Origin of the sequence: Pseudoduganella sp. SL102 (assembly GCF_027856995.1) — a bacterium.
Lineage (GTDB): Bacteria > Pseudomonadota > Gammaproteobacteria > Burkholderiales > Burkholderiaceae_D > Rugamonas > Rugamonas albidiflava.
The window spans coordinates 100,992-115,301 of sequence record NZ_CP115554.1 but is presented as its reverse complement, the minus strand read 5'-3'; the positions used below and the strand labels follow the sequence as shown (position 1 = coordinate 115,301).

Sequence of the window (14,310 nt, the reverse complement as noted above, 5' to 3'; positions counted from 1 at the left end):
TGGGGTTGCGGAGCTGGCGGGTGAAAGGAGCGAAGCGAGGAGGGTTTAGCGAAGCGGAGGGGATTAGCGAAGCGGAGGGGATTCGCGGAGCGGAAGGGGATTAGCGAAGCGGATGGGGGAAGCGAGGCATCGCTCCGCGCTGCCGTGCCACTTCGGGCGCGGCAGGAAATAATGAGCTGGCAGTGAAGGTGCCCGGCGCGCCGGGCACCTTCACTGCCAGCTGCGGAGCGGACGGGGCTCGCCGACATCCTGCCGGCCGCGAATTCGCTGGTAAGCGAGCCGCAGCCCTGCATGGCTGCGGCGTTCGGCAGGCGCGAGGCAATGCCTCGCGAAACCCCTGCCTCACTCCCTTCGAGCTCCCGCCGTGCTTCCCGCAGGGGAAGCACTCCGCTGCGCTGCGCTGCGCATCGGACGCAAAAAAGCCCGGCAAGCCGGGCTTTTTTACTGATGCTGGCGGAGCGGACGGGGCTCGAACCCGCGACCCCCGGCGTGACAGGCCGGTATTCTAACCAACTGAACTACCGCTCCAATCAGTACCTGCTTGCGCAAGCACTGAGAAAAACTGCGTCGCTGCTGCGACAAGAAAAAAGCCCGGTATGTCGGGCTCTTTTCAGAATCCTGGCGGAGCGGACGGGGCTCGAACCCGCGACCCCCGGCGTGACAGGCCGGTATTCTAACCAACTGAACTACCGCTCCAGGTCTTCAACATCGATTGCGTGGTGGGCGCTGAGAGGCTCGAACTCCCGACCTAATCCTTGTAAGGGATCCGCTCTACCAACTGAGCTAAGCGCCCTCATCACCTTCGATGCTTCGAACGTTTGTCACAACGTTCAGAAGAGGCCGTATTCTACTGCGCTGTTTTGAGATTCCGCAAGGGATTTCGCGAAATAATTTCCATCCGGTCTCATGTGGTGCCCCACCTGGCAACAGGTCGCGGAATGCAAGCGCGTATTTCCGTACCGGGCACGTCATGGAGTCCCCGGGATGGCTGTCTATCCGCAGACTTGCCTGCCTGGCCGACACGCGAATCCATCGCCGTTACGTCCACGCCATTGCCAACTGGACCACCACCAATGCTACGCTGCGGTTTTCCCCTCGGGAGACCCGATGAACGCCATCAACGACGATGCCGGCCTCGATGCGCTGTACGGGCGCGTCAGCCGCCGCCTGCTGCCGTTCCTGTTCCTGTGCTACGTGGCGGCCTACCTGGACCGCGTCAACGTGGGCTTCGCCAAGCTGCAGATGCAGGCCGACCTGGCGCTGTCGGATACCGTCTACGGCATCGGTGCCGGCATCTTCTTCATCGGCTATTTCGTGTTCGAGGTGCCGTCGAACCTGGTGATGGAAAAGGTAGGCGCGCGGCGCTGGATCGCCCGCATCATGGTCAGCTGGGGGCTTGTATCGGCGGCCACGATGTTCGCCACCGGCCCCGTCAGCTTCTACGTGCTGCGCTTCCTGCTCGGCGTCGCCGAAGCGGGCTTCTTCCCGGGCGTGGTGCTGTATCTCACCTACTGGTATCCGGCGCACCGCCGCGCCCGCATCGTGGCGCTGTTCATGAGCGGCGTGGCGGTGGCGGGCGTGGTGGGCGGGCCGCTGTCCGGCGCCATCATGGCGGCCTTCGCCGGGCAGGCTGGGCTGCATGGCTGGCAGTGGCTGTTCCTGCTGGAAGGCTTGCCGTCGGTGGCGCTGGGCATCTGGACGCTGTTCTACCTCGACGACAATATCCGCGCCGCGCGCTGGCTGGACGATGCGTCCAAGGCCGTGCTGGAACGCGAGCTGTCGGCGGAGGCAGCGACCAAACGGCACCTGCCGCTGCGGCAGGTGTTCGCCAGCGGCACCGTGTGGCTGCTGGCGCTGATGTATTTCCTGTTCGTGATGGGCCTGTACGGCGTGAGCTTCTGGCTGCCGCAACTGCTGAAGAACAGCGGCGTGCGGGACGTCTTCCATATCGGCCTGCTGACGGCCATCCCGTACGGCGTGGCGGCCGTGGTCATGGTGCTGGCGGCGCGGCATTCGGACCGTAGCGGCGAGCGGCGCTGGCATACCGCGATCGCCGGTTTCGCCGGTGCCGCCGGCCTGGTGGCGGCCACCGCGTGGGCCGACGACACGGTGCTGGCGCTGGCCGCGCTGTCGGTCGCCACGGCCGGCATCCTCACCACGTTCCCGATTTTCTGGAGCCTGCCGACGGCGCTGCTGGGCGGTACCGCGGCGGCGGCGGGCATCGCGCTGATCAATTCGGTCGGCAACCTGGCCGGCTTTGCCAGCCCGTACCTGGTGGGGGCGCTGCGCGATGCCACCGGCAGCACCGCCGTCGGCATATCGGTGCTCGCGGCCAGCCTGGTGCTGGGCGGCCTGCTGGTGCTGGCACGCGGGCGATTACCCGCGACGTAATCGCCGCGCGGCGGTGGCAGTGGCAGAATGACAATCCATCACGTATCGCGGGAGGCGGCATGAATGCACCGGACGGCTATTTCAGCGATTTCGCCAACGCCTTGCGCTACTGGCGCGGCAAACGCGGCCTGTCCCAGCTGAAGCTGGCGACCGAGGCCGACATTTCGCAGCGCCACATCAGCTTCCTGGAAAGTGCCCGCTCGCAGCCCAGCCGGGAGCTGGTGCTGAAGCTGGGCATCGTGCTCGACGTGCCGCTGCGGCATCGCAACGGCATGCTGCTGGCCGCCGGCTTCGCGCCTGCTTACCAGGAGCGCCACCTCTCCGATCCCGAGATGGCCGCGGTGCGCAAGGCGCTGGACTTCATGCTGGCGCAGGCGGCACCGTACCCGGCGCTGGTGGTGGACCGCTTGTGGAACCTGGTGATGGCGAACGCGCCGGCGGCCGCGATGATGCGCTTCTTCCTCGGCCTGCCGGACGATGCGCCGATCCCGTGCGACGGCAGCGTGAACGTGGTGCGGATGACGCTGGATCCGCACGGCCTGCGGCCCGCGATCGTCAATTGGGAAGAGGTCTGCGCCGACCAGCTGCAATGGATCGCCCGCGAGGCACTGGGCGACGGGCCGGGCAGCGAAGCGCAGGCACTGCTGGAGGAGTTGCTGGCACTGCCGGGCATTCACGCGGCCGGCCGGGTGCCCAACCTGGAACGCCGCGCGCTGCCTTTCCTGCCGGTGACGCTGTCGAAGGATGGCGTGGAACTGAACCTGTTCACCACCATCACCACGCTGGGCACGCCGCGCGATGTGACCGTGCACGAACTGCGGCTCGAATCGTTCTTTCCCGCGGACGACGCCACCGCAACCTGGTTTCAACAGCGCTGTGCGGCACCTTCGAAAGGGCAGGCCTAGAACTCTTCCCAGTCATCGCCTTCCGGCGCTTTTTTGGCGGGCGGCGTTTTCACCGCGCCCTTGCCGGCAGCCGCGCGTGGCTGCACTGGCGCCTTGCCTGCCAGCTTCGGATGCGGCGGATGCGCCACCGCGGAGGCGGCCGGCACCGCATCATGCGAGTGCGCCGGGGAATATGCGGGCGCGGCAAGCACCGGCGCGCTGGCACGGTCGTCGATGCGGAACACGGCGATCGCGGCCGACAGGCGCTGCGCCTGCTCGCGCATGCTGGCCGCGGCGGCGGCCGCTTCCTCGACCAGCGCGGCATTCTGCTGGGTGGCCGTGTCCATCGTGGTGATGGTGGTGTTGACCTGGGCGATGCCGGAACTCTGTTCCTGGCTGGCGGACGCGATCTCGTTCATGATGTCGGCCACCTGCTGGACCGAGGTCACGATGCGGTCCATCGTCGAGCCGGCCTGGTCCACCAGGCGGCTGCCGGCATCCACTTTCTCGACCGAGTCGTTGATCAGTTCCTTGATCTCGCGCGCCGCGCTGGCCGAGCGCTGCGCCAGGTTGCGCACTTCCGACGCCACGACCGCGAAGCCGCGGCCCTGTTCGCCCGCGCGGGCCGCTTCCACCGCGGCGTTCAGCGCCAGGATGTTGGTCTGGAAGGCGATGCCGTCGATGACGCCGATGATGTCGACGATCTTCGAGGAGCTCTCCTTGATCGAGCCCATCGTCTCCACTACCTGGCTGACCACCTGGCCGCCTTCGTTCGCATGGCTGGCGGCGGACACCACCAGCTGGTTCGCCTGGCGCGCGTTTTCCGCGTTGGCCTGCACGGTGGAAGTCAGCTCCTCCATCGACGATGCCGTCTCTTCCAGGCTGGCGGCCTGCTGCTCGGTGCGGTTCGACAAGTCCATGTTGCCGCTGGCGATTTCCGCTGCCGCGGTATTGATCGTGTCGGTACTGTCGCGCACCGTGCGCACGGTGCCGGTCAGGGCCGTGGTCATGTCGCGCAGGGCAGCCAGCAGGCGGCCCATTTCATCGTTGCGTGTCGTGGCGATCTGCGCCGTGAGGTCGCCGGAGGCCACCGTTTCGGCGATCTGCACCGCTTCGCCGACCGGGCCGGTCACGGACCGCGTGATCAGCCAGCCGATCAAGGCCGACACGATCGTGGCCAGCACCACCAGCACGATCATCAGCGTGGTGGCCGACCTGGCTGCAGCGGTGGCGGCTTCGGCATCGCGCGTCATCAGGTCGCGCTGCACTTTCAACAGTTCGTCGAGGTGGCGGAAGTACACGGTCTGGGCCGGGATCACGCTGGCGAACATGGCCTGCACGGCGCCTTCGCGGTCGCCGCCGCGGTACTGGGCGATCGCCTTGTCGAGCAACTCCTTGTAGGCGAAGTAGGCGGTGTTCTGCTGGTCGAACACGGCGCGCACATCCGGCGTCAGCTCGGACTTGGCCATCTCCGCGGCTGCTTCGCCGCCGATCCGGTCCGCGTCGGCCATCTGGCCCAGGAACTCCTGGGTCTGCGCGGCATCCGGCGTCAGCATCGCGTTGCGCACGGCTTGCGCGCCACGGTTGACCTGGCTGCGCATGTTGTTGAGCAGCGTGACCTTGGCATAGCGGTCGTTGACCAGCTGTTCGGTACGGCCCGCCACTTCCTGGATGCGGCTGATGCCGATCATGGACATCAGCAGCATGATGACGATGGTCACCGCGAAGCCCAGGGCGAGACGGGCACCGATACGCAGATTGGAAAGATTCACAAGCAGTTCCCCCGGGTCAGTATGAATGGCGCACGCCCACGCCATAGCTCATGGCGGAGGGCAGCGTGGTGATGCGGTCGCGCATCGCGACCGTGTACAGGTCGGTGCGCTTCGACAGCCGGTAGTCGTAGCCCAGCGATGCGGTGCGGCGCGATCGATCGGTGCCGAACAGCGTGCCGCCGCGGCGCGTATCGGCCACGTCGAACAGCACGGCGCCGGGGCCGGCGGGCATCGAGAAGCCCACGCTGTACGTGCGGTCGCGCAGGCCTTCGGCGCCAGCCGCGTCGTTCAGGGTGCGCTGCCAGGTGCCGTACAGCTTGATGCGCGTGAAATCGTAGGTGGCGCCGACGAACACGGCACGCTGTTCGTCCAGCAGCGCGTAGTTCACCGGGCTGCGCGTGGCATCGATGATGGGGGCGCCCGAGTTGGGGTTGCTGGCGCGCACCCGGTGCACGAACGTTGTCAGCGCCAGCGGGCCGTTGTTGTACATCGCGCTGATGGCCAGGTTGTTCCGGTCAGAGTCGCCGCCCCGTTCGCCGGCCTGGTAGTGCAGCCCGGCGCGCAGGCCGCCGAACGATGGCGTGGTGTACACCACCTGGTTGCTCCAGCCGCTGTCGCCGGCGTTCGTCGAGGCCCACGTGCGCGCGGCGAACGGCCCGGTGGGCACGTAGGAATGCAGGACCAGCGGCGAGAACGTGAACGAATCGCCGAACGGGTTGAACAGGATGTTGGGCAGGAAGCTGGGCGCCGAGGCGCGGCCCACCTGCAGCCGGCCGAGGCGGCCAACCAGCGCCACGTTGGCATCGCGCGAGAACAGGTTGTCGCCGGCGAAACGGCCGGACACGCCGGTATCGGTCTGGAAGAAGCCGGTCAGGTAGAACTCCGCGTACAGGCCATCGCCCAGGTCTTCCTTGCCGCGGAAGCCGAACCACGACGTGGTCATGCCGCCGCTGCCCAATACCGTGGTGCGGTCGGCATCGCCGCTGTTCTTCATCGAGCCCACGAAGGCATCGACACCGCCCATGATCGTGATCGAGGTCTGCGCCGTGGCGGGCAGCGCGCAGGCCAGCAGAGCAACACAGCTGGAAAGACGGCGGATGGGTGTCATGTTCGCGTGGCTGGCTGAAAGAACCGATGGTACGCGCGTTCCCCCTGCGCACGATATCCGCGCGCCTCTACTGTTGCGTAAACACGATGGATAAAATGGCACTAAGTAATTGAAAAATAAACCAAATATGACAACGTTCCCGGGTGCTGGCGGACCCTGCCGCATACTGGATATAATCCCAGTGTCAGTCTTTCCCACGCTCAGTCTTTTCCCCAGCCTCGACAAGCCATGGTCCCGCCGCGCCGCATTGCCCACCTCGACATGGATGCGTTTTTCGCGTCGGTGGAACTGCTGCGCTATCCGGAGTTGCGGGGCTTGCCCGTGGTGGTGGGCGGCGGCTCGCGCCACCAGCCGGTGCTGCAGCCGGACGGCACGCGCCGCTTCTCGAAGCTGCGCGACTATGCCGGCCGCGGGGTCGTCACCACATCCACCTACGAAGCGCGCGCACTGGGCGTGTTTTCCGCGATGGGAACGATGAAGGCCGCCGCGCTGGCGCCCGAGGCGATCCTGCTGCCGACCGATTTCGAGTCGTACAAGCGCTATTCGCGGCTGTTCAAGGAAGCCGTGGCCACCATCGTGCCGGACATCGAGGACCGCGGCATCGACGAGATCTACCTCGACCTCACCGACCATCCGGAAGAAACGCGGGCACTCGGCATGCGGCTGAAGGCGGCCGTGAAGGATGCCACGGGGCTGACCTGCTCGATCGGCATCGCGCCGAACAAATTGCTGGCGAAGATCAGTTCCGACCTGGACAAGCCGGACGGGCTCACCATCATCGGCTTCGACGACGTGCCGAAGCGCATCTGGCCGCTGTCGGCCAAGAAGATCAACGGCATCGGCCCGAAAGCCTATGCCAAGCTGACATCGCTCGGCATCGAGACGGTGGGCCAGCTGGCCCAGGCCGATCCGAAACTGCTGCAGGAACACTTCGGCCTCCATTCCGCCGAATGGCTGCACCGCGTGGCGCACGGGCACGACGAGCGGGCGGTGGAGACCCGTTCCGATCCGAAAGGCGTGAGCCGCGAAACCACCTTCGAGCGCGACCTGCACGCGAAGCACGACCGCGATACCTTGTCGGAGATTTTCACGCGGCTGTGCACGAAACTGTCGGACGACCTGCACCGCAAGCGTTTCGCCGGCCGCACCGTGGGCATCAAGCTGCGCTATGCCGATTTCCGCACCGTGACGCGCGACGTGACGCTGCCGTCGCCGACGGCCGATGCTGCCACGATCCGCCGCGCCGCCGGCGAATGCCTGCGGCGCGTACCGCTGGACCAGCGATTGCGGTTGCTGGGCGTGCGGGTCAGCGCGCTGGTACCGCTCGACGAGGCCGAGCGGTACCGGGTGGGGGAGCAGGGCGAGCTGTTTCCGGTGTAAGGCTTAGGGGATTGGCGCGATGCGGAGGTTGGCGAGCACCAGGTCATACAATTCCGGTGTCAATTCGCCAGCCAGCGTGTACACCGTGTCACCACCCTCGACAACGATCTGGACCGTTTGCGTCTCGGCCTCTGCCGCTTCGATCCAGTAAGCATGCAATCTGCCCTTGGAAGCCTTGGTATAACGGATGGCTCTTTCCACTCCCTCTGCCTTGCGCGCCAGCGAGTGGCCGTTCGGGCGGCCGAGCATGTCGAGAAATTGCTGGCCAGTGGTACTGCAAGGCAGTTCAGGGTATCTCCCGATGACCTCTTGTCGTGGCGATCCCAGCAGGATCAAGGAGCGTCCGGGCGGGGCGCCTCGAAGCAGCAGATGAAGACCGGTCGCGCCAGGAAAGGCGAATACCCGATCGATCGATGTCTCGGGCAGGCGCAATTCCAGCTCGCCAAATTGCAGGGCCATGCAGCCGGGGCAGGGCGCGGGGCGCGGCCACGGACGCGATTCGAGGCGGTTTGCGCCGGATGCGGATAGGTGACAAGTCAACATTGCTGCCACTGCAAGCGACATCCAGTTGCGGATCATGCCCGCACCTTGCCGCATGGAACAGAATCGTCCATTTTTTTCATTACCGCTGCACGCATTTCGTCTGCCATGGGATGCTCCATTGAGGGTTGAGGAGAGGAATCACTCAACAGTAGAAGGGCGCCGGCAGCTACGGCTTGAGGACCGTCAGGGATGGCAGTTCATGCGGAACGAATAGATAGGATGCGGCGTGAGAGTGCAAGCGTTTCAGCCCCCTGACGCATCGAAAATCGCGGTAGTGCCTGCGCCGGGCCGGGTGTAAAATGCTGAGCTTTGCAACGCGTAAAACAAGGTCATTTGAGCATGTGGTTCAAGAATCTACAGATCTACCGACTGCCCGCTCCGTGGGCATTCGCTCCCGAAAAACTCGACGAAGCACTGCGTCCCCACGCGTTCACGCCGGCCAGCAGCAATGAGATGCTGCGCCAGGGCTGGGACTCGCCGCGCGGCAACGGTTCGCTGGTGCACGTGGTGAACCAGCAGATGCTGCTGTTGCTGGGCACCGAGAAGAAACTGCTGCCGTCGACCGTGGTCAACCAGGTAGCGAAGGCCCGTGCCGCCGAGATGGAAGAACAGCAAGGTTTCGCTCCCGGCAAGAAAGCGATGAAGGAGCTGAAGGAGCGCGTGCACGACGAACTGCTGCCGCGCGCCTTCACGATCCGCAGCAATGTGTGGACCTGGATCGACCCGGTCAACGGCTGGCTGGTCGTCGATGCCGCCAGCCCGGCCAAGGCCGACGACGTGATCAAGCTGCTGCTGAAGGCGGTCGACCGCCTGCCGCTGGAAAGCCTGCGCGTGCAGCGCTCGCCGGTGGGCGTGATGACGGCATGGCTGCAGGAAGACGAAGCGCCGGCCGGCTTCACCGTCGACATGGATACCGAGCTGCGCGCCACCGGCGAGAGCAAGGCCGCCGTGCGCTATGTGCGCCACACGCTGGAGCCCGAGGAAGTGCGCCGCCACATCGCGGCCGGCAAGCAGTGCACGCGCCTGGCCATGACGTGGGAAAGCAAGATCTCGTTCGTGCTGACCGAGTCGCTGGCGATCAAGAGCATCAAGCCGCTCGACGTGCTGAAGGAAAACGATGCCGTCACCCGCAATGACGACGAGCGTTTCGATGGCGATTTCATGCTGATGACGGGCGAACTGTCGCAGCTGCTGAAGGACGTCGTCGAGGCGCTGGGCGGCGAAGCCGTCGCCTGAGGGAGATAGCAAACCAGGCAATACAGGACCCGTCATACGGGGGTCTCATAAAGGACGCATGCCCGGGCACCGACTGCCCGGCATGCGTTTTTTTCATCCCGCGGCTACCTCGGCTGGAACACGCCCGCCGCACGGTTTTTCTGCACGTTGTCCCACGCGAAAATACGGCCGTTCATGGCCACATACACGCCCGCCGGCAGCGCCTGCGCGACGCCGCACGCAAAGCCCAGGTTGAAGAAGGCGTCGGAACCGTCGATCTCGTAGGGGATCATCGCGCCCGTGAAGACGATCGTCTTGTCCAGTGCGGCGGGGCCCAGCACGGCGGCGGTTTCCTTCATCGTGTCGGTACCGTGCACGATGACGATGGCCTTCTCCGGCGCGGCCTGGCACGAGGCCAGCACGCGTTCCCGGTCGGCATCCTGCATGTCGAGCGAGTCGAGCAGGGGCAGCAGTTCCAGCTCGACGGGGGTGGTGATGCGGGCCCGCGCAATGGCGGCGGGGAGGTGGCTGTCGGCGAAGCCCAGCGTGCCGTTCAGTTCGTTGTAATGCTTGTCGAAAGTACCGCCCGTGGCGATGATGCGCAAAGTCATGGTGTTTCGTAAAGTGGGTGGCGGAAATGGCCAATGATAGCCCGCACGCGCGCCGGCAAGTCAACAAAAAAGTTTGTTTGTACTCGGCTGGCAAGTTGCCACGTCGTTGAGTACACTAGTTTTTTTGCCCCCATCAGCCATGTCCGTGAAAGCGCTCGCCCCGGGAACCGTCATCTTCCACCGCCATCGCGGCTATGGCGTGATCACGGCCGTCAACCTGCTGACGGGCTGGATCGCGGCCCGCTTCGGCAGCGAGGCGCGCACGCTCGACCTGAATCTTTCCACCGATGAAGTGCAGTTCGCCGATGGCGAAGCGATCCTGTTCCGCCGCACCCCGCCGGACCGCATGCCCCACGCGCGGCTGATGGCGATGGTGCGCGCGCTGCACCAGGCCGGCTACCAGCGGCTGTACCTGTATTCGTGGCCGAAGCCGTCCGGCCTGCACTGGCGCTGGCACATGTTCACCGGGCAGCGCGACTGGATGCAGCGCTCCTGGCGCGAGGGCTGGTATGGCTCGGGTGCCGACTACAACGTCAATCCCGTGATGGGTTGGGGCGACTCGCCCGGCGCCACCACCGAAGAGCTGATCCACGCGCTGGCGCAATTCGACCCGCAGGGGCTGGCGCAGGCGCTGGGCCGCGACGAAGATCACACGGCATGGTTCGCCAGCGTGTGCGATGCGCTGCTCCCGGGGTATATGTACAGCCTGCACATGCAGCGTGCGGACGGCGCGCCGCTGACGGACATGCCGCCGGTGCCCGTGGTCCCCGTGCGCGCCGGGCTGGCGCCGTACAGCGGCCCCGACATCGGCTGGCCACCGGGCTGGGCCGGCCTGTGGTCGAAGGTGCACGTCATGCCGGCGCCGCGTATCAACCTCACCGGCATTCCCGAGGGCTGATCCCGACTGCGGAACGCAGCCTTTACAGGCTCAGCCTTACACGCGCGGATCTCGCCACCCGGCCGTATCGATGCGGCTCTCGCACGCTCGGCCTTACGAACTCAGCTTTTAACGCCACGCACGTTGGTGCGGTAGTCCGGGTTCAGGATCGTGCCGTATTGCCCGTCGAAGAAATCGACCAGGTTGCGGAAGGCGTGGCTGAAGTACAGCTCGTAGCTATCCTTTTCCACGTAGCCGAGGTGCGGCGTGGCCAGCACGTGCGGCATGCGCAGCAGGATGGAGTCGGCGGGCAGCGGTTCGTTCTCGAATACGTCCAGCGCGGCGGCGCCCGGGCGGCCGGAGCGCAGCGCCGCTTCCAGCGCGCCTTCGGCCACCAGTTCGGCGCGGCTGGTGTTGACGAACAGCGCGGTCGGCTTCATCCGGGCCAGGTCGTCCGCCGTGACGATGCCGCGGGTGGCGTCCGCCAAGCGCAGGTGCAGGGTGAGCACGTCCGCTTCCTCGAAGAATGCCGCGCGGGACCCGGCGGCACGATAGCCATCGACCGCGGCGCGGGCGCGGCTGTCGGCGCTGCCCCAGACCAGCACGTCCATGCCGAAGGCCTTGCCGTAGCCAGCCAGCAGCTTGCCGATCTTGCCGTAACCCCAGATGGCCAGGGTGCGTCCGTTCAGTACCGTACCGAGTGTATTGAACGGCTGGCTGGTCGACACGGTTTGCCACGTGCCTTCCTTCAGGTGCGAGGCATACGGCACGATCTTGCGCTGGGCCGCCATGATCAGCGCCCATGTTAGCTCGGCCGGGGCAACCGGCGAACCGGTGCCTTCCGCGATCGCAATGCCGAATTCGGTGGCGGCAGCCACGTCGATATGCCCGCTCACCTTGCCTGTTTGCGATATCAATTTGAGGTTCGGCAACTTGGCCAGCAAGGCTCGGTTGAGCTGGGTCCGCTCGCGGATCAGCACCAGCGCATCGAACGGCGCCAGCCGGGCCACCAGCTGGCCGAGCCCGCGCGTGGAGCGATTGAATACTTTTACGTCATGACTGTCGAGAAGTGAAAAGCAGTCCAGTTCGCGCACGGCATCCTGGTAATCGTCGAGTATGGCAATTTTCATGGGAGTTAGATGAAATTCCTTTTGAATTAGTAGCTAGTTAACGAGATTGTGAATATCTCAAATAGCTTACTACTTTAGTCAACCATTTTTCCTACATTTTTGTCGGAAAGCCGAAAGGGCAGGTGTACAATCGATCACGCCGTTGAGCGCCATGCATGCGCTCCGGCAATTATTCGTTCCTTCTCCTGTAGCAGCGCTAACAATCAACGTCGAATTCACGCCGCACCCGATGCGAATTTATTGTGGATCCACGTTGAAAAGCGCCGGGAGCGCGCCCTCGATCTTGCCCATCTGGCAATCGGGCGCAATGACAGACCGCCGTGCATCGCCGCGCATTCTTACCTGATGGATGCGGTTCCGGGCGAGCTAGCCAAAAGCTGACGACGATCCTGCCGCCGGGACAATTCCGCGGGACGAGACAGAATTCTTAATTGGCATTGGAGGTAGTACCATGAACCAACCCCTGATGGAGGGCGTTGCCGCGATGAACGCACCAGCTTACATCAAACATCAAAAGCTGATCAATTGGGTGGCCGAAGTGGCCGCGCTGACGAAGCCCGATCGCATCTACTGGTGCGATGGCTCGCAGGAAGAGTATGACCGCCTGTGCGCCGAGATGGTGGCCGCGGGCACGATGAAAAAACTGAACGAGGCCAAGCGGCCGAATTCCTACCTGGCGTGCTCGGACCCGACCGACGTGGCACGTGTCGAAGACCGCACCTTCATCTGCTCGGCCAGGAAGGAAGACGCCGGCCCCACCAACAACTGGATCGACCCGAATGAAATGCGCGGCACGCTGAACGGCCTGTTCGACGGCGCCATGGTCGGCCGCACGCTGTACGTGGTGCCGTTCTCGATGGGCCCGCTGGGTTCGCCGATCGCGCACATCGGCGTCGAACTGTCCGACTCGCCGTACGTGGCCGTCAACATGCGCATCATGACGCGCATGGGCAAGGCCGTGTACGACGTGCTGGGCGAGAACGGCGATTTCGTGCCGTGCGTGCACACCGTGGGCGCGCCGCTGGCCGCCGGCCAGAAGGACGTGCCATGGCCATGCAACAAGACCAAGTACATCGTGCATTTCCCGGAAACCCGTGAAATCTGGTCCTACGGTTCCGGCTACGGCGGCAACGCGCTGCTGGGCAAGAAGTGCTTTGCGCTGCGCATCGCGTCGAACATGGGTTACCAGGAAGCGCAGCAGGGCGGCAAGGGCTGGCTGGCCGAGCACATGCTGATCCTGGGCGTGGAATCGCCGGAAGGCAAGAAGCACTACGTGGCGGCGGCGTTCCCGTCCGCGTGCGGCAAGACCAACTTCGCCATGCTGATTCCGCCGGCCACCTTCAAGGGCTGGAAGATCACCACGATCGGCGACGACATCGCCTGGATCAAGCCGGGCGCCGATGGCCGCCTGTATGCGATCAATCCGGAAGCGGGCTACTTCGGCGTGGCGCCGGGCACCAACGAGAAGACCAACTTCAACTGCATGGCTTCGCTGAAGGAAAACGTCATCTTCACCAACGTGGCGCTGACCGACGACGGCGACGTGTGGTGGGAAGGCATGACCAAGGAAGCCCCTGCGCACCTGGTCGACTGGCAGGGCAAGGACTGGACGCCGGCATCGGGCACCAAGGCCGCGCACCCGAACGCGCGCTTCACCGTGTCCGCCGTGCAGAACCCGGTGATCGACCCGGCGTGGGACGATCCGGCCGGCGTGCCGATCTCGGCCTTCATCTTCGGCGGCCGCCGTTCCACCACGGTGCCGCTGGCCACCGAGGCGCGCGACTGGGTCGAAGGCGTGTACATGGCCGCGACCATGGGTTCGGAAACCACCGCCGCCGCCGCCGGCCAGATGGGCGTGGTGCGCCGCGATCCGTTCGCGATGCTGCCGTTCATCGGCTACAACATGAGCGAGTACTTCCAGCACTGGCTGGACCTGGGCAAGAAGGTGTCGGCCACCAACCCGGCCGCGCTGCCGAAGATCTTCTGCGTCAACTGGTTCCGCACCGACGAGCATGGCCACTTCGTGTGGCCTGGCTTCGGCGACAACATGCGCGTGCTGAAGTGGATGCTGGAACGCATCGAAGGCACTGCCGGCGGCATCGAAACGCTGTTCGGCACCACGCCGCGCTATGGCGACCTGCATTGGGACGGCATTCCATTCTCGCCGGAAGAATTCGAGACGATCACGTCGATCGACAAGGATGCCTGGCGCGAAGAGCTGAAGCTGCACACCGAACTGTTCGACAAGCTGGCCTACCGCCTGCCGGAAGAGCTGCTGGCCAACAAGGCCAAGCTGGAGCAACGCCTGGGCGGCTGATCCCGCGCCAGTTCAAGGCTTGATGCGTTGAAGCGCGCGCCGCAAGGTGCGCGCTTTTTTTTCGCCGTCCCGGCAGCGCCTG

General features: G+C 65.1%; 11 protein-coding genes and 3 tRNA genes. 6 read left to right on the top strand and 8 right to left on the bottom strand.

Features of this window, described 5'->3' with window-relative positions; translation table 11 throughout:
- Positions 1-451: 451 nt before the first annotated feature.
- The 3 genes from OU994_RS00485 to OU994_RS00475 all read right to left on the bottom strand — a co-directional run bounded on the left by OU994_RS00485 (position 452) and on the right by OU994_RS00475 (position 793).
- A tRNA-Asp gene (locus OU994_RS00485) sits at positions 452-528 on the bottom strand.
- A gap of 91 nt (positions 529-619) precedes the next feature.
- Positions 620-696, bottom strand: a tRNA-Asp gene (locus OU994_RS00480).
- Between the two features lie 21 nt (positions 697-717).
- Positions 718-793 (bottom strand) — tRNA-Val (locus OU994_RS00475).
- 314 nt (positions 794-1,107) lie between these two features.
- On the opposite strand from OU994_RS00475, the gene OU994_RS00470 reads away from it, so the two are divergent.
- On the top strand, positions 1,108-2,391 hold the full coding sequence (locus tag OU994_RS00470; protein WP_281609188.1) for an MFS transporter: 1,284 nt from the start codon (positions 1,108-1,110) through the stop codon (positions 2,389-2,391).
- Between the two features lie 59 nt (positions 2,392-2,450).
- Positions 2,451-3,296: a helix-turn-helix transcriptional regulator gene (locus OU994_RS00465; RefSeq protein WP_281609187.1), complete on the top strand. Its 846-nt coding sequence runs from the start codon at positions 2,451-2,453 to the stop codon at positions 3,294-3,296.
- Here the strand turns inward: OU994_RS00465 and OU994_RS00460 are convergent.
- Together OU994_RS00460 and OU994_RS00455 are read right to left on the bottom strand one after the other, a co-directional pair.
- Positions 3,293-5,047: a methyl-accepting chemotaxis protein gene (locus OU994_RS00460; protein WP_281609186.1), complete on the bottom strand. Its 1,755-nt coding sequence runs from the start codon at positions 5,045-5,047 to the stop codon at positions 3,293-3,295. The two genes, OU994_RS00465 and OU994_RS00460, sit on opposite strands and share 4 nt — an antisense overlap.
- A 16-nt stretch (positions 5,048-5,063) precedes the next feature.
- Positions 5,064-6,155: a porin gene (locus tag OU994_RS00455; RefSeq protein ID WP_281609185.1), complete on the bottom strand. Its 1,092-nt coding sequence runs from the start codon at positions 6,153-6,155 to the stop codon at positions 5,064-5,066.
- A 228-nt stretch (positions 6,156-6,383) separates the two neighbouring features.
- Here OU994_RS00455 and dinB point away from each other — a divergent pair, with 228 nt between their 5' ends.
- Positions 6,384-7,535, top strand: coding sequence for a DNA polymerase IV (gene dinB / locus OU994_RS00450; protein ID WP_131148677.1), 1,152 nt, complete (start codon positions 6,384-6,386; stop codon positions 7,533-7,535).
- 3 nt (positions 7,536-7,538) lie between these two features.
- Here dinB and OU994_RS00445 read toward each other — a convergent pair whose 3' ends face one another.
- Entirely contained in the window at positions 7,539-8,114 is a 576-nt protein-coding gene (locus tag OU994_RS00445; RefSeq protein ID WP_281609184.1) for a hypothetical protein, read from the bottom strand.
- 303 nt (positions 8,115-8,417) lie between these two features.
- On the opposite strand from OU994_RS00445, the gene OU994_RS00440 reads away from it, so the two are divergent.
- Positions 8,418-9,314: a recombination-associated protein RdgC gene (locus tag OU994_RS00440; RefSeq protein ID WP_281609183.1), complete on the top strand. Its 897-nt coding sequence runs from the start codon at positions 8,418-8,420 to the stop codon at positions 9,312-9,314.
- A gap of 104 nt (positions 9,315-9,418) precedes the next feature.
- On the opposite strand, the gene OU994_RS00435 is transcribed toward OU994_RS00440, so the two are convergent.
- Positions 9,419-9,904, bottom strand: a complete 486-nt coding sequence (locus tag OU994_RS00435; RefSeq protein ID WP_131148680.1) for an asparaginase domain-containing protein — start codon at positions 9,902-9,904, stop codon at positions 9,419-9,421.
- Between the two features lie 145 nt (positions 9,905-10,049).
- Here OU994_RS00435 and OU994_RS00430 point away from each other — a divergent pair, with 145 nt between their 5' ends.
- Positions 10,050-10,802: an L-asparaginase gene (locus OU994_RS00430; RefSeq protein ID WP_281609182.1), complete on the top strand. Its 753-nt coding sequence runs from the start codon at positions 10,050-10,052 to the stop codon at positions 10,800-10,802.
- A 101-nt stretch (positions 10,803-10,903) separates the two neighbouring features.
- Here OU994_RS00430 and OU994_RS00425 read toward each other — a convergent pair whose 3' ends face one another.
- On the bottom strand, positions 10,904-11,911 hold the full coding sequence (locus OU994_RS00425; RefSeq protein WP_281609181.1) for a D-2-hydroxyacid dehydrogenase family protein: 1,008 nt from the start codon (positions 11,909-11,911) through the stop codon (positions 10,904-10,906).
- Positions 11,912-12,362: 451 nt separating this feature from the next.
- Between OU994_RS00425 and OU994_RS00420 the strand changes: the two genes are divergently transcribed.
- Positions 12,363-14,228 (top strand): phosphoenolpyruvate carboxykinase (GTP), encoded by a 1,866-nt coding sequence (locus OU994_RS00420; RefSeq protein WP_281609180.1) that lies wholly within the window; start codon positions 12,363-12,365, stop codon positions 14,226-14,228.
- Positions 14,229-14,310 lie beyond the last annotated feature (82 nt).

Excerpts from the sequence above, each read along its gene's own strand:
- OU994_RS00425 (WP_281609181.1), bottom strand. The coding sequence starts at position 11,911 with ATGAAAATTGCCATACTCGACGATTACCAGGATGCCGTGCGCGAACTG.
- OU994_RS00435 (WP_131148680.1), bottom strand. The coding sequence starts at position 9,904 with ATGACTTTGCGCATCATCGCCACGGGCGGTACTTTCGACAAGCATTAC.
- OU994_RS00445 (WP_281609184.1), bottom strand. The coding sequence starts at position 8,114 with ATGATCCGCAACTGGATGTCGCTTGCAGTGGCAGCAATGTTGACTTGT.
- OU994_RS00470 (WP_281609188.1), top strand. The coding sequence starts at position 1,108 with ATGAACGCCATCAACGACGATGCCGGCCTCGATGCGCTGTACGGGCGC.
- OU994_RS00455 (WP_281609185.1), bottom strand. The coding sequence starts at position 6,155 with ATGACACCCATCCGCCGTCTTTCCAGCTGTGTTGCTCTGCTGGCCTGC.
- dinB (WP_131148677.1), top strand. The coding sequence starts at position 6,384 with ATGGTCCCGCCGCGCCGCATTGCCCACCTCGACATGGATGCGTTTTTC.
- OU994_RS00440 (WP_281609183.1), top strand. The coding sequence starts at position 8,418 with ATGTGGTTCAAGAATCTACAGATCTACCGACTGCCCGCTCCGTGGGCA.
- OU994_RS00465 (WP_281609187.1), top strand. The coding sequence starts at position 2,451 with ATGAATGCACCGGACGGCTATTTCAGCGATTTCGCCAACGCCTTGCGC.
- OU994_RS00420 (WP_281609180.1), top strand. The coding sequence starts at position 12,363 with ATGAACCAACCCCTGATGGAGGGCGTTGCCGCGATGAACGCACCAGCT.